Consider the following 13,683-nt stretch of genomic DNA (forward strand, 5'->3'; position numbering starts at 1 on the left):
ACCTCTTCGGTCGGCGCTTCTCGGAAACGCGGGCATATTCGGTTATTTCGCCGGACTCGGAACCGGCTCCGCCGCTCCCGCGCTCGGCCGCCTGTCTCCGGCCGCCCGGTTCGGCTCCTCGTACTTCACTTTTTTGATGAAGAAGGCGAGCACGAGCGCGGCCACGGTCATCCAGGTCGCCACGACGAACGCGTAATTGATGCCGTAGACCGTCGCCTGGTTCACTACCTCGTGCATTTTCGCTTGATCCGCCGGATTGACGTGACCGGCTGCGACCAGCTCTTTCGTCCGTGCGGTCGCCTGGTTCGACATGATCGTCACGAGGAGCGCGGTGCCGAGCGCGCCGGCCACGTTCCGCAGCGTCTGGGACATCGCCGAGCCGTGCGGGTTGAGCCGCGGCGGCAGCTGGTTCATGCCGGCCGTCTGAATCGGCATCATCAGCATCGACATCCCGAACATCCGCAGCGTGTACATGAAAATCATATGCGTATACGTCGTATCCACGGTCAGCTTGCTGAACTCGTACGTCGTAATCGCCGTGATGGTCAGGCCGATGACGGCGAGCCAGCGCGCTCCGATTTTATCGAAAATGATGCCGGTAATCGGCGACATGATGCCCATCAGAATCGCGCCCGGCAGCAGCAGCAGGCCCGATTCGAGCGGCGTGAATCCGCGAATGTTCTGCAAGTAAATCGGCAGCAGGATCATCGCCGAGAACATCGCCATCGTTATGATGACGTTGATGACCGTCGTCAGCGAGAACATGCTGAAGCGGAACACGCGGAACTCCAAGATCGGCTTCTCCGCTTTGAATTCCCGCCATATGAACAGCAGGAGCGCGACGACTCCGACAGCGATGCTCGTCAGCACGCGGGCACTGCCCCATCCGTCGTTGCCGGCGTCGCTAAACCCGTACAGCAGGCCGCCGAAGCCGAGCGTGGACAAGATGACGCCGAGCGTATCGAGCTTCGGCTTGGAATTGCGCGTAACGTTCTTCATCGCGAAGCTGCCGTAGACGAGCGCGAACAGCGAAATCGGCAGCACGATGTAGAACAGCACCCGCCACGAATGGTGCTCGACGACCCAGCCGGACAGCGTCGGCCCGACCGCCGGCGCGAAGATCATGGCGAGCCCCATCATCCCCATCGCCTTACCCCGCTGCTCGATCGGGAATATCGTCAGGAAGACGATCGACATGAGCGGCATCATGATGCCCGCTCCGGCCGCCTGCACGAGCCGCCCCGTCAAAACGACGGGAAAGCTCGGGGCCAACGCGCATATGACGGTGCCGACCGTGAACAGCCCGACGGCGACGTTGAACAGCTGTCTTGTCGTGAAGCGGTCGATCAAATAGGCGCTGATCGGAATCAATACGCCGTTGACGAGCATGTAGCCGGTAGCCAGCCATTGAATCGTATTCGGGCCGATGCCGAGATCCTTCATCATGCTCGGCAGCGCCACGTTCAGAAGCGTTTGGCTCAAAATGGCGACGAACGCGCCGATGAGCAGGGACGCGACGATCGGTCCCCGTTTAATTGCGGAAATCGCTTGATCCATATTTCGTTATCCTCTCTCCCGGTGCAAAATCGGATTATCGCCGGCTTCAATCGTCCGTTTGGTCCGCACCGTTCAGCATAAGCATGAAGATGCGCCGCAAATGTTCGATATCTTCCTCGGCCAGCGGTTTGAAAAACAGCGCGATCGCCTCCCGCTGCGTATCGAGCAGCCGGTCCAGCGTCTCCTTGCCTTTGTCCGTCATGCGCAAATAGACGACTCTCCGGTCTTCCTCGCTCCGCTCCCGCTCCAGCATCCCTTTCGCGATGAGCTTGTCGGCCAAGCCCGTAATCGCGCCGGACGTGACGCCGAGCGTCTCCGCAAGCTCCGCCGTTTTTTGCGGGCCGCGGGAATTCAAAATGTAGAGCGTGCGGAATTGGCTGATCGACATGCCGTCTTCCATCCGTTTGTTCCATTCGTGCGATATTTTGCGCACCAAATTTTTGAACAATGCGGTTAGCTCCAGCATTCGGGTATTTTCCGGCATTGCTCCCGATCCGCCCCCTTACGCTTTCGTTCAGCCGTAAACATTTTAGCACTAAACTATTAGACAGTTTAGAAGAACGAAGACGGCGCGTCAAACGCCGTCTGGCTCGATATGGGGCGATATGGCTCACATGGCCGGGCGATGTATCCGTTTTGCCGCCGGTTTCCGAACGTTTACGCCATAACGTCCTTCACGGAATCGGTCTTTTCCTTACTTTACCCACCTTCCGTCCGTTGAATGTGCGGCCTCGGCGCTGATAACGATTACCATTCTCGCTTATTTAGAATTATTATAAATAAGTATTGTATTTAACGAACCGCCGTGTATAATAAGGTACACGGACGACATTTCCATCGTCCTTTCAACGGAAAGCGGGTGACTCTCATGTACGATTACCATCATCTCCGCCACGTCAAGGAGCAGGCGACCTCCAAGCGTGCGCTGTGGATTACGCTATTGCTTACGTTCTTTTTTACCGTCGTGGAAATCGTCGGCGGCCTCCTGTCCAACTCGCTCGCGCTGCTGTCCGACTCCGCGCATATGGTGTCCGACGTCATCGCGCTCGGGCTGAGCATGACCGCCATCTACTTGGCTTCCCGGCCGTCCGACGCGCGGTTTACGTTCGGCTACCTGCGATTCGAGATCATCGCGTCGTTTTTGAACGGCTTTGCGCTCTGTATCATTTCCGTCGGCATCTTTTATGAAGGCGTACGCCGGTTTCTCCACCCCGAGGAGATCGACCTCGGCCTCATGCTGACGATCGCCTCGATCGGCTTTGCCGTCAACCTCGTGCTGACGATCGTGCTCAGCCGCAGCATGAAGGAAGAGGAAAATTTGAACGTCCAGAGCGCGCTGTGGCATTTCATCGGCGATCTGCTCAGCTCGATCGGGGTTATCGTCTCGGCGATCGTCATCTATTTCACCGATTGGGGCTGGTTCGATCCGCTCGTCAGCGTCGTGATCGGCGGCATCATCTTCACCGGCGGGGCGAAAATCGTCAAGGAATCGTACCTGATCCTGATGGAATCGGTGCCGTCCAAGTTCGATCTGGACGACATCCGCCGCTCCATCGCCGACGTCGAAGGGGTCGAGGACGTGCACGAAATGCATTTGTGGGCCATTTCGTCGGACCACTACTCGCTTACCGCTCACGTGTTCATCGACGAGAAGATTCAGCCGTTCTGCATCATCCTCGCGATCAACGAGACGCTGAAGCGAAAGTACGGCATCGAGCACTCGACGATCCAGATGGAGCACGCAACGATCCATCCGCACGGCGAGTACGGGAAAGAGTTTTTGCGGCATAAGGAAGAAGAGGAACGATTGAAGGGGAACGGATAACGGCATTCGGAACGGAAGCCAAATAAAAAGGGACGGCCGCTTGGGCGGAACCGCTCCCTTTTTTGGCGTTGACGCGCGTATTTTAGCGGCCGCCGTCGAACTTTTGCATCCAATGGGCCGCATCGTGCAGCGGCTCGAACCCGAATCGGCCGTACAGACCCGCGGCGTCCTCGGTGACGAGCAGGAAGCGACGCAGCCGCTGCAAATCCGGATGGTCGACGACCGCCCGGACGAGGCGTTCGGCGATGCCATTGCCGCGATACTCCCGGACGACGAAGACGTCGGTCAAGTAAGCGAAGGTCGCCCGGTCCGATACGACCCGGGCGAAGGCGACCTGCTTCGGCTTGCCGCCCTCTCCCGTCGGCTCGTAAGCGGCGGCCACGACGGCGGAATGGCGGACGGCCCGCCGGAACGTGTCGAGGTCGAGCGATTTCGCCCAGTACATATGCTCGTGCAAGTACCGGTACGTAAACGTCTCGTCGATCAAGGACGGATCGGTCGAAACGAACACGTTCGCGGGAGCGGCGGTCATCCTTCTTCACCGTCCTCCGGAACGGCTACCCGATCCGCCAGCCCTTCCGCGGCGAGCCGCTCCCGCAGCTGCGCCCGGGTGAGCAGGCAGTGGTTGATCGCCTCCATATGGACGGCGACCGCCTTCGTATACGGCGCATGCCGGCATAGAGCGACGACGTCGTCGGCCTCCATCGTAATCGCGCCCCCAGGACGAACCGGGCGCCGCCCGCGTTGACGACCGTCACGTCCGGCCGGAACGCGTCGAGCGCCTGCCGCACCTCGTCGCACCAGATGGTGTCGCCCGCGACGTAAAGTGTCGGCTCGCCGTCGGCACGGAACACGAAGCCGGATACGCGGCCCATCCGTTTGCCGATTAAGCCCGTGCCGTGCCGGCCTCCGGTCCGATGAATCGTAACGCCGCGGAACGCCGCGCGTTCCCCGACGGGGGTGACCGACCCGAACCCGGCGAAGGCGGCCTCGTCCCCGGGCTGGCACAGGATCGGGGTCGTCTTCGGCAGCGCCCGCGCCGCCGGCTCGTCCCAATGGTCGGGATGCAAATGCGTCACAATGGCGGCGTCGGGCCGAAGCCAGTCGTTCGCCGCTGCGGGCAGCGGGACGAGCGGATTGCGGCGGTCGTTCGCCGTGTTCGCGATCGGCGGGTTCGCCCCCGCTTCGCTCCACATCGGATCGATCAAAAACCGGACGCCCGCGTATTCCACGCCGAGCGTCGCATGGCGGATCAGCTGAAGCTTCATCTTTTATGCACCTCTTACCGGAAGGATAGTCGTTCTGCTACAATTATAGGAAATCGGCGATCGGGCCGGATACGGTTTCGTGAAACGAAATAGCCGTTTTCATTTTCATGCTGAAAGGAATCTTCTCCGATGAACGTAACCTCGATCGACGAAGTCGATCTTCGCATTTTGCAAGCGCTGCTGGAGGACGCCACCCGGTCGCACAAGGAAATCGGCGGGCTCGTCCATTTGACCGGACAAGCGGTCGGCGCCCGCGTGCGGAAGCTGCAGGACCTAGGTATCATCGAAGGCTACACGGTGCGGTGGAACCCGGAGAAGATCGGGCTCGCCGTCCACGCCTTCGTCACCGTGTTCATGAAGTCGGGGACGGCGCACTCGGCGTTCCATTCGTTCGTGCGCGACGACGAGCGCATCGAGGAGATGCACCGCGTCAGCGGCGAAGGCTGCTACTGGCTGCGCGTGCGCGTCGGCACGCCGGCCGGGCTGACCGCCTTCCTCGACGAGCTGCTGCGATTCGGCAACTATAAGCTGAGCCTCTCGATCGGCCGATTGAAGTGAGCCGCGGAGGCTTTTTTCTTTTGGGGGCGGCGGGGTAGCGGGCACACTTGGAGGCCCGGTATGCGGAGACAGGCGTACGCATGCTGGTTGCTTCGTGGGGCCGCGTACGCGCGCGGCACGCTCGATTGGATTTTGTCCAATGGATTCGGGCCGTTCGCCTCCTCGGGAGGAGATCTGTTGGATATCATCCAATAGAACGGCCCCGTTCGCGCCCATTCGGCCCGCTCGCGAGACTATCTATTGGATAAAATCCAATAGGCGGCCGAATGTCCCTCCTCCCGAGGCTCCGCGATTGGATTATATCCAATCGAGTTGATAATACCCGGACGACGCTTCGAACAATCCGCGTCACTTTCGGAAGAAGTATTCGGGGGTCCCGGAAAGTAATCGGGATACGTTTGAACGCTCCCTTCCCATTCCGGTGAAAAGTTTAGGGAACGGTTTGCAGCGAGGAGTCGTCCAATGGAAGAGGTGAACGAAAAGTGGGTTTGGACTATTTAAGCACGCTGTCCGACAGCACGGACAAAAACGCCATCCTATCCGACCTGATGGAGCGCTATGGCGACGACGTATGGAACTACGCGTTTTTCCTGACGAGCCGTTTCGATCAGGCCGACGACATTTTCCAGGACGTCTTCCTGAAGGTATACCGCAGCATGTTCTCGTTCCGCGGGGAATCGAGCGTCAAGACATGGCTGCTCGCGATCACGCGCAACGTCGCCAAGGACCACCGCAAATCGGCATGGGCCCGCCGGGTGCTCCTCATGGCGACGATCCGCCGGACGGAAACGGCTTCCTCGACGGAGAAAGAAGTGCTGAGCCGGATGGTGAACGGCGATATTTGGAAAGCCGTCATGGATTTGCCCGAGAAGCTGCGGGAAGCGCTGCTGCTGTACGCCCACCATCAGTTGACCGTTCCCGAAATCGCCTCCATGCTGAACATTTCGCAAGGCACCGTCAAATCCCGGATTCACCGGGCCAGGGCGAAGGTGCCCGCCATGTTGAAAGATCAACTGACCGATTGACGATGCGGACAAGCGAAGGAGGCGATCATGTTGAGATCGAGACGATTCGACTGGGAAAAAGAACTCCGGCATTTCCCTTTGAACCCGAAAGGCGTGCCGGCCAAATTAAAACAATCCGTGGAGGAACGAATCGCGATGGAAGCGACATCGAAACGCATCCCGGGCAAATGGTGGGCCGCCGCCGCCGCGCTGCTGCTCGCCTCGGCCGTTCTGTTCGTCCAGCGGGAGCCGATCCTCGGCCTGTTCAAGCCGGATACGGCGCCCAAGCCGTTCGACGCGGTCACGGAACGCTCCGTCAAGGTGCAATGGTACGACGGCATGTCGTTCATGAGCCGTTACGGGCAAGCGTTCGTCATCCGGTACCCGAATATGGACGTCGAGACGGTCAATTCGCCCCCCTACGACCCGAGTCAGGATCGGGCGGCCCAATACGAAGCGATGATCGAGAAGGAAAAGCCCGACGTCGTCTACTTGCCGATGGACGTCTTCCCGAAGCTGGCGGCGAAGGGGCTGCTGCTCCCGCTCGACTCGATCGCGGCTAAGGACAACTACGATTGGACCGTCTATCGCGACGGCGTCTTGTCGGCGATCCGCGAAGCCGGCGGAGGCGGCGAGCTGTACGGGCTTTCGCCGAATTATACCGTCAACGCCCTGTATTACAACAAGACGCTGTTCGACCGGTACGGGGTCCCTTATCCCCAAGACCGGATGAGCTGGGAAGAGCTGTTCCAGCTCGCCCGGCGATTTCCGGCCGGCGGTACGGGCGACGAGCGCGTCTACGGGTTCGTCAACGATTACGCGTCCCCCTTCGGGACGGCGGACTCGGCCGCCCGAACGGCGGGACTCGGCCTGACGGACGCCGATGCGACCCGGATGACGGCGAACTCGGAGCCGTGGCGGACGATATGGACGTACGTGGCGGACGGCGTCTCCAAAGGCTGGCTGTACGAAACGCCGCCGCGGACCGGCACCATTTCCGGCATCGATTATTACAAGCGCAACCCGTTCCTGACCGGCAACGCGGCCATGATGCTGACGCGGCCGAACTTGGCGAACGACCTGGTGCAGGCGAAGAAGCGGCACAACCTGGCGAACTTCGACTGGCAAATCGTGACGGAGCCGGTCGATCCGGCCCGACCGGACGTCTCGTCCACCTTCGCGATGGAAGGCGTGTACGCCATTCCCGCAAGCTCCCCGAACGTCCGGGACGCCTGGGAAATGATCAAGCACATCCACAGCGAGCCGATGGCCAAAAAAGTCGCGATCCAGTACGACTCGAACGTCTTGAGCTCCCTCGCCTCGTTCGTCTCCAAAACGGAAGGCCCTTCCCTGGAAGCCTTCTCGCGGCTCAAGCCGGACGGATCGACGGCCGGCCTGGTCGGCGGCAGGATGACAAACGAGCTGTACGGCGAGCTGACGACGGTCGTCGACGAAGAGATCAAAGCGGCAGCGGCCGGCTCCAAAAGCGTCGACGACGCCATCGACGCCATCCAGCTGCGCGGGCAGCAGGCGCTCGACAAGGCCAACGCCGCGAACAAACCGTAAATCGGAAGGAGAACGCAAGATGAAGCTGGACCGCGAGACGAAAGCCGGTACCGGTGCGGTTGCCCGGAGACGGATGACAAGGGCGAACCGCCCTCGGGGCGCGGGCGGACGGACGGCGATCGGCACGATCGCCGCCGTTCTCCTCCTCGTCCCCGTTCTGCTGGCCGGCTGCAGCCCCAAACCGGCGGACGAGCCGGCCAAAGGCGTGCTGCGCGTCCTGTTCGGCGACGAGCAGTCGTTCCATTATAATTTCGGCGATTATTTCGCCGTCAAATTTCCCGATATCGAGGTCGAGGTCATCCCGACGGCCGACCTGTACCGCCCGGGCGTCAACTATTGGGACGAATACGAGAAGCTCATACGCGAGCGGAAGCCGGACCTGCTCATTTTATACTCGGATTACGAGAGATGGGCGGACAAGGGGCTGCTGCTCGATCTCGAGCCGTTCGTGAAGAAATCGAAGTTCGATCTGGACAACATTTCTCCGGCGGCGATCGAGCACTTGAAGACGAACGCCGAAGGCAAGCTGTTCGGCCTGGCACCCGAATTTACGAGCTATGCGCTCTATTATAACAAAGACTTGTTCGACAAATACGGCGTTCCGTACCCGACGAACCGGATGTCGTGGGACGACGTCATGACGCTCGCCCGGCGGTTCCCCGTTGATCCGGACCCGGACAAGCGCATCTACGGCATTCACGAGAAATATATGACGCCGTTCGATTTCGTCAACGACGTCGCCTCGACGCAAGGCGCCGCCTTCCTAAGCGAAGACGGGAAACGGATGACGATCGACACGGACGTTTGGAGAAAGGCGTTCCGCCAAGTGCTGGAAGGCTTCAAGAGCGGCAACCTGTATTACTATTACAAGGACGGCAAACCGATCAGCTACGGCCCCGACGAGACGAAGCAGATGGACCTGTTCAGCTCGAACCGGGCGGCGATGACGGTCAGCTCCCCGGAGCAAATGTTCCGCATGAAGCAATGGGGCGAAAGCGGGCTGAACTGGGACATCGTCACCGTTCCCGTCGATCCGGCCAATCCGGACTATACGCGGTACTTTTCCCCTTCGATCGTCTACGCCGTATCGGCCAACGCGGAGCATCCGGAGACGGCTTGGGAGGTCGTCCGGTACTTCAACGGCACCGAAGCCGCCAAAGTGAGCCAAAAAACGTCCGAAGCGCTGCCGACCCGGACCGCCTTCGCCAAGACGAAGGACGGCCGCAGCCTGGAGCCGTTCTACATGCTGAAGCCCGTAAAACAGGACGCATCCTCGTACGCCGTTATGCCCGGCCCGTTCTACCAGCCGTTCGAGACGCTCGTTATCCGCGAAATCGACGAGGCCGTCAAAGGCCGCAAGACGATCGAGGAGGCGGTGCAGACGATCCAGACGGAAGGTCAGACGCTGCTCGACCAAGCTTGGCTCGAGAAGAAGGCGGCGCCATGACGGACGGCGCCCCGCCGCCGCGCACGCCGAAAAAACGCTTCGTTCCCCGTGAACGAAGCGTTGTTTTTTTCTATACGCGAACGGGCCGAGTCGTTGTACGATAAAGTGTCGCGAAGCGGAATCCGCCGAAACGTTTCAAGTTTTGTTGGTAAATGGAAACCATTTCGCCGATTGTACAGTCTAGATATAGTATATACCTCGAATAAGGGGGTGTTGACGTTGAGAGGACCAAAGATCCTGCTGCTGCTTATCGTTCTGGTCTTGATTTCGGCCGCATGCTCCGACAAAGAGGAACGTCTCCCAATCGACGATGCGGTGAAAACGAACGAAAAGGAAAAGGAGATAAGCCCGAGTATGGGAGAAAGACTGCTCGCGGCCGCAACCCGACATGACACCGAGCAGGTTCGGGCGCTCATGGGGACGCTGGAGACGGAAGCCGAATTGAATCAGGCGCTGGCCAGCGTTTTAAACGAACGCCATAAATACAAGTACGACCAAAAAGAAGATGTAGAGCTGGTGATGCAGCTGCTGAGCAAAGGAGCGGACCCCAATGATACGGATCGGGGCGAACCGATCCTCTTTCTGGCGAGGACGGCGGACCTATTAAAGGCGTTTTATGAAGACAAGAGGACGAACCGTCATGCCAAGACATCGAATGGGGCAACCTTGCTGATCGCTGCGATCGGGGGCCGCAGTCCCGAAAGGGTGGACTATCTGTTAACGATGGGTGCCGATCCGAATGAGGAAGCCGTTCTAAAAGACGGAGAACTCGTAGTCCCTCTTCATGATGCAATCCAATACGACGACGACCTCAACATCGTGAAGCTTCTTCTCCGTCACCCGAAAATCGATTTGACCAAAACGAACCAAGAAAGCTACACGCCCCTCGAGTGGGCAAAGCACTTGAACAAAAGCGAAGAAGTACTCCAGCTGGTCGAGGCTGCGAACGCTTCGCCGAACCGTTAAAAAGGGGACCGCTCGCGCGGTCCCCCGTTCTCTATCTATGCTTCCCCGGTCGATCACTCGTACCAGTAGCCTTTATGCCCTTTCTCCAGCCGCATGAGCGCCTCGAGATAATAGTAGTCGCCCCAGATGACGAAATCGTCCGGCGACAAGCCGCCGCGCACGTGATACGACCCGTGCTTCAGCAAGCCTTCCACGCCGTCGTCGTTCATCGTCGAATAGTTCGCGACGAGCGACTTCATCGAGCGCCGCAGCCCGTCCTCAAGCTCCGCGCGGGCCGGATCGTTCGGCTCGAGGTGACCGAGCAGCTCGAGAATGCCGCACGCCGTAATCGCCGACGCCGAGCTGTCACGGGACGTTCCCGCTTCGACCGGCACGTCGAAGTCCCAATACGCGACGTCGTCTTCCGGCAGACGGCTCAGGAAGTAGCGGGCCAGCCGCTTGGACGTGTCGAGGTAGAGCGGATTTTTCGTATACCGGTACGACAGAGCGAAGCCGTAGACGCCCCACGCTTGTCCGCGCGTCCACGTCGAGCCGTCGCGGTAGCCTTGATGCGTGCCGCCGCGAATCGCGTCGCCCGTCTCCTGGTCGAAGTAGAACGTATGGTACGACGAATCGTCGCCGCGCACGAGAAACCGCCGGCTCTTGTCCGCATGGAGCGTCGCGACCTCCCGGTACTTCTCGTCGCCCGTCTGCTCGTACGCCCAGTACAGGAGCGGCAAATTCATCAAGCAATCGATGATGATGCGCCCGCCGTTCTGCTCGTGCCCTTCCGGGCCCCACGCCTGGATGATCCGGCTTTTCGGACGCCAGCGGGTAAGCAGGTGGTCGGCCGCCCGAAGCGTCAGCTGGCGGGCCGCCTCGTCCTTCTCGATCATCCATTGCGCCTTCGAAGACAGCGAGTACAGGAAGCCGATGTCGTGGTGATCGAGATTCGTCTTCGCTTCGAGCCGTTTGCGGAAGCTCTCCACGTTGGCACGGGCCGTGTCGCGGAACTTCGTGTCGCCCGTATACTCGTAGCACAGCCACAGGATGCCGGTCCAGAAGCCGTCCGTCCAATCCGTATTCGGATTCAAATTGTACTTGATGCCGCCGTCGCTGCTGACGTGCGGGAATTGGTCCCCGCCGTACTTGTCGATGTTGCGGGCCGCCTTGCGGGCCGCGTCTTCAATCGCTTGCTTCCACATGGTCCGTCATTCCCCTCTCCCGATTCGCCTCTTGCCCGTTGATTGTCCGCCGCTCGTCCGGCGCGTTCATTCAATTCCGCTTCGCCGAAGACAGGCGCTCGACGAGCGCGAGCGGGATCTTCACTTCGCCGCCCGGCTCCGGCAGCCGGACCGGCTGCGCGTCGCCCTTCGTCTTCAGCTTCGCCTGCTCGCCCAGGTGCGTCAGCATCCAGCGGAACGAAATGTCCGCCTGATGCTCGTACGGAATGTTGAACGTCGTCATGCCCGGGTACGAATGCTCGGCGATAAATTCGTTGTTGATGCCGACGATCTTGAACCGGTCCGGCACCGGATACCCCTGCTCGATAAGCCGGTTCATGCAGACGAACGCCTTCCAGTCGTCGAAACAGATGACGCCCGCCGGCTCCGTCCCTTCGCTTCGCTCCGCCAGCCAGCCGGGCAGCTTCTCCGGCGCGATGTCCCCCGCGTCGATCATGTCGAACGGGTACGTATCGCCGAGCAGGCGCAGCCCTTCGCGAAACCCGGCTTTGCGCTGCTCGTCGGTGGCGTGCGCGCGCCGGTGGCCGTAATAGTAAAACGAGCGGCAGCCCTGCGCGCGAAGATGGAGCACCGCGTCGACGCACGCTTGGTAGACGTTCAGATTGACCGTGCCGATCGCCAGCTCCTTCAATTCGTTCCAGCAGTTGAAAAAAAGGATCGGCGTCCCGTCGCCCACCATGCGTCGAACCGAATCGTGCGACATGGCGAGACCGTGGCAAAACAGCCCGTCCACTCTGCGCTCCAGCAGCTTCTCGAGCAGCCGCTTCTCGATCTGCGAGTCGAGATCGGTGGAGAAGACGGAGAGATGGTAGCCGTAGGCGTGAGCCGTCCGCTCCATCTGCTGCGCGAACAAGCCGTAATAGCCGCCGAACCCGGGCAGCAGCAGGCCGAACTCGTACGTCCGGCGCCGGCTGAGCGAAGCGGCCATCACGTTGCGCCGGTAGCCGAGCTTGGCGGCTGCTTCCTCGACTTTGCGGATCGTCTCCTCGGTAAGCGGCACGTTGCGGCGGTTCAGCACGTTGGAGACGGTCGCGGTCGAGACGCCGGCTTCCTTGGCGACGTCGAACACGGTAGCTTGGCGATGTTCCGTCACCCGCGGTTCCTCCTTTCACGACTGTGATTTAAACGTTTAAATCAAGTATAGGTTTAAACGTTTAAAGTGTCAAGTGCCGGCCTCTCTCCTCTATCGTCCCCCCCCTCCGGTTAAGCTGCCCGACGTCCCTATTACCGGCATATGAAAAAAAGAGGAACCGTTCGCGGCTCCCCTGTCGTTCTTTACACGCCGCGGACGTCTCCGCCGGCCGTCCGCAGCTTCCGGCTATCCGTCCAGAAACCGTACGAGAAGGTCCGCCAGCCGCTCGCCGTGCGTAATCGTAAGCATATGGTCGGCCCCATCCACGACCTCGAACCGAATGGAGGGGATGCGCCGGTACTCCTCCGCCACCCGGTCCATGTCGTCCCATTCCACCGTACCGCGCACGAACAGCGTATCGGCCTCGATCCGCTCCAGCCGCTCGATCGCCGGCGGGGTCGGCCATACGACCTCGAAGCTTTTCCATTCCGTAAACACGCGGTTCATATATTCGCTGTGCAGCGTCTGCATCAAATCGCGGTGAGGGCTTTGCATGATCGTTCGGTAAAGGGGACCGCTCAAGGAAAAGTCGACCATCCTCCGCACGTCGGGGGCGTAGGAATTGACTTGATTCATCCAATCCGTGAACGTCTTGGAATACGCGAAGCCCGACAGCGAAGGCGCGATCAGCGCGAGCTTGTCGACCCTCTCCGGATGGGCGAGCGCGAATTCGGCCGCCAGCTGCCCGCCCATCGAATGGCCGACGAGACTGGCGCTCGCGAGCCCCAGCTCGTCGAGCAGCGACCTCAAGTCGTCCAGCAAATTCGTCGGCCTCTGCGGCGCCGGGGAACGCCCGGTCCCGCGACCGTCGTACGTTACGACTTTATGCGCTGCCGCCAAGTGCGGAACGACGAATGTCCATTCCCGGGAATCGACCCCCGGGCTATGAATGAGTACGACCGGCTTGCCTTCCCCTTGCGTTTCGTAATACAAGTCCATCGGCGTGGCTCCCTTCCAACGTTTTACCCGGGTATAGCTTTATTTTATTTTTGAATGAACAACTAGTCAATATAAAAATGAGCTTCGTCAGCGTACCGCTAAAATGATCGAGTCCGGCTCGTGCCCGCGATACGGGCTCGGTTCCGCCGCCTGCCCCTGGACAAAAAAGACGTATGCTCTTGTCCCTAAACGGCGACA

12 protein-coding genes and 1 pseudogene are annotated in these 13,683 nt (G+C 60.2%); 6 read left to right on the top strand and 7 right to left on the bottom strand.

Annotation, left to right across the window (positions count from 1 at the left end; translation table 11 throughout):
- Positions 1-42: 42 nt before the first annotated feature.
- Together DLM86_RS14655 and DLM86_RS14660 are read right to left on the bottom strand one after the other, a co-directional pair.
- Entirely contained in the window at positions 43-1,557 is a 1,515-nt protein-coding gene (locus DLM86_RS14655; RefSeq protein WP_110840784.1) for a DHA2 family efflux MFS transporter permease subunit, read from the bottom strand.
- 46 nt (positions 1,558-1,603) lie between these two features.
- A complete protein-coding gene (locus DLM86_RS14660; RefSeq protein WP_245954602.1) occupies positions 1,604-2,023 on the bottom strand; it encodes a MarR family winged helix-turn-helix transcriptional regulator in 420 nt (139 codons plus the stop codon).
- A gap of 402 nt (positions 2,024-2,425) precedes the next feature.
- On the opposite strand from DLM86_RS14660, the gene DLM86_RS14665 reads away from it, so the two are divergent.
- Complete coding sequence (locus DLM86_RS14665) at positions 2,426-3,382, top strand: cation diffusion facilitator family transporter (protein WP_110840786.1); 957 nt, start codon at positions 2,426-2,428, stop codon at positions 3,380-3,382.
- A gap of 82 nt (positions 3,383-3,464) precedes the next feature.
- On the opposite strand, the gene DLM86_RS14670 is transcribed toward DLM86_RS14665, so the two are convergent.
- Positions 3,465-3,914, bottom strand: coding sequence for a GNAT family N-acetyltransferase (locus DLM86_RS14670; protein ID WP_110840787.1), 450 nt, complete (start codon positions 3,912-3,914; stop codon positions 3,465-3,467).
- Positions 3,911-4,650: pseudogene (locus DLM86_RS14675) on the bottom strand (MBL fold metallo-hydrolase). Before DLM86_RS14675 ends, DLM86_RS14670 begins: the two are co-directional and overlap by 4 nt.
- 129 nt (positions 4,651-4,779) lie before the next feature.
- Between DLM86_RS14675 and DLM86_RS14680 the strand changes: the two are divergent.
- The 5 genes from DLM86_RS14680 to DLM86_RS14700 all read left to right on the top strand — a co-directional run bounded on the left by DLM86_RS14680 (position 4,780) and on the right by DLM86_RS14700 (position 10,191).
- A complete protein-coding gene (locus tag DLM86_RS14680; RefSeq protein ID WP_110840788.1) occupies positions 4,780-5,208 on the top strand; it encodes an Lrp/AsnC family transcriptional regulator in 429 nt (142 codons plus the stop codon).
- A 482-nt stretch (positions 5,209-5,690) separates the two neighbouring features.
- Positions 5,691-6,233 carry an RNA polymerase sigma factor gene (locus DLM86_RS14685; protein WP_245954603.1) on the top strand — a complete coding sequence of 181 codons (543 nt, stop codon included), beginning with the start codon at positions 5,691-5,693 and terminating at the stop codon, positions 6,231-6,233.
- A 27-nt stretch (positions 6,234-6,260) separates the two neighbouring features.
- The gene (locus DLM86_RS14690; protein ID WP_110840789.1) at positions 6,261-7,778 is read left to right on the top strand and encodes an ABC transporter substrate-binding protein; all 1,518 of its coding nucleotides are present in this window, start codon (positions 6,261-6,263) and stop codon (positions 7,776-7,778) included.
- Positions 7,779-7,797: 19 nt separating this feature from the next.
- Positions 7,798-9,225: an extracellular solute-binding protein gene (locus tag DLM86_RS14695; protein WP_110840790.1), complete on the top strand. Its 1,428-nt coding sequence runs from the start codon at positions 7,798-7,800 to the stop codon at positions 9,223-9,225.
- 219 nt (positions 9,226-9,444) lie between these two features.
- On the top strand, positions 9,445-10,191 hold the full coding sequence (locus DLM86_RS14700; protein WP_110840791.1) for an ankyrin repeat domain-containing protein: 747 nt from the start codon (positions 9,445-9,447) through the stop codon (positions 10,189-10,191).
- Positions 10,192-10,244: 53 nt separating this feature from the next.
- On the opposite strand, the gene DLM86_RS14705 is transcribed toward DLM86_RS14700, so the two are convergent.
- The 3 genes from DLM86_RS14705 to DLM86_RS14715 form a co-directional block, all read right to left on the bottom strand.
- Positions 10,245-11,375: a glycoside hydrolase family 88 protein gene (locus DLM86_RS14705; RefSeq protein WP_110840792.1), complete on the bottom strand. Its 1,131-nt coding sequence runs from the start codon at positions 11,373-11,375 to the stop codon at positions 10,245-10,247.
- Between the two features lie 70 nt (positions 11,376-11,445).
- Positions 11,446-12,507 carry a LacI family DNA-binding transcriptional regulator gene (locus DLM86_RS14710; protein WP_110840793.1) on the bottom strand — a complete coding sequence of 354 codons (1,062 nt, stop codon included), beginning with the start codon at positions 12,505-12,507 and terminating at the stop codon, positions 11,446-11,448.
- A 225-nt stretch (positions 12,508-12,732) separates the two neighbouring features.
- Positions 12,733-13,485, bottom strand: a complete 753-nt coding sequence (locus DLM86_RS14715; protein ID WP_110840794.1) for an alpha/beta fold hydrolase — start codon at positions 13,483-13,485, stop codon at positions 12,733-12,735.
- Positions 13,486-13,683 lie beyond the last annotated feature (198 nt).

This window comes from Paenibacillus flagellatus (genome assembly GCF_003217775.1).
In the GTDB taxonomy this organism is placed as follows: Bacteria; Bacillota; Bacilli; order Paenibacillales; family NBRC-103111; genus Paenibacillus_AB; species Paenibacillus_AB flagellatus.

Bases quoted from the DNA above. Each gene is read 5' to 3' on its own strand.
- DLM86_RS14655 (WP_110840784.1), bottom strand. From the start codon at position 1,557: ATGGATCAAGCGATTTCCGCAATTAAACGGGGACCGATCGTCGCGTCC.
- DLM86_RS14660 (WP_245954602.1), bottom strand. From the start codon at position 2,023: ATGCTGGAGCTAACCGCATTGTTCAAAAATTTGGTGCGCAAAATATCG.
- DLM86_RS14665 (WP_110840786.1), top strand. From the start codon at position 2,426: ATGTACGATTACCATCATCTCCGCCACGTCAAGGAGCAGGCGACCTCC.
- DLM86_RS14670 (WP_110840787.1), bottom strand. From the start codon at position 3,914: ATGACCGCCGCTCCCGCGAACGTGTTCGTTTCGACCGATCCGTCCTTG.
- DLM86_RS14680 (WP_110840788.1), top strand. From the start codon at position 4,780: ATGAACGTAACCTCGATCGACGAAGTCGATCTTCGCATTTTGCAAGCG.
- DLM86_RS14690 (WP_110840789.1), top strand. From the start codon at position 6,261: ATGTTGAGATCGAGACGATTCGACTGGGAAAAAGAACTCCGGCATTTC.
- DLM86_RS14695 (WP_110840790.1), top strand. From the start codon at position 7,798: ATGAAGCTGGACCGCGAGACGAAAGCCGGTACCGGTGCGGTTGCCCGG.
- DLM86_RS14705 (WP_110840792.1), bottom strand. From the start codon at position 11,375: ATGTGGAAGCAAGCGATTGAAGACGCGGCCCGCAAGGCGGCCCGCAAC.
- DLM86_RS14715 (WP_110840794.1), bottom strand. From the start codon at position 13,485: ATGGACTTGTATTACGAAACGCAAGGGGAAGGCAAGCCGGTCGTACTC.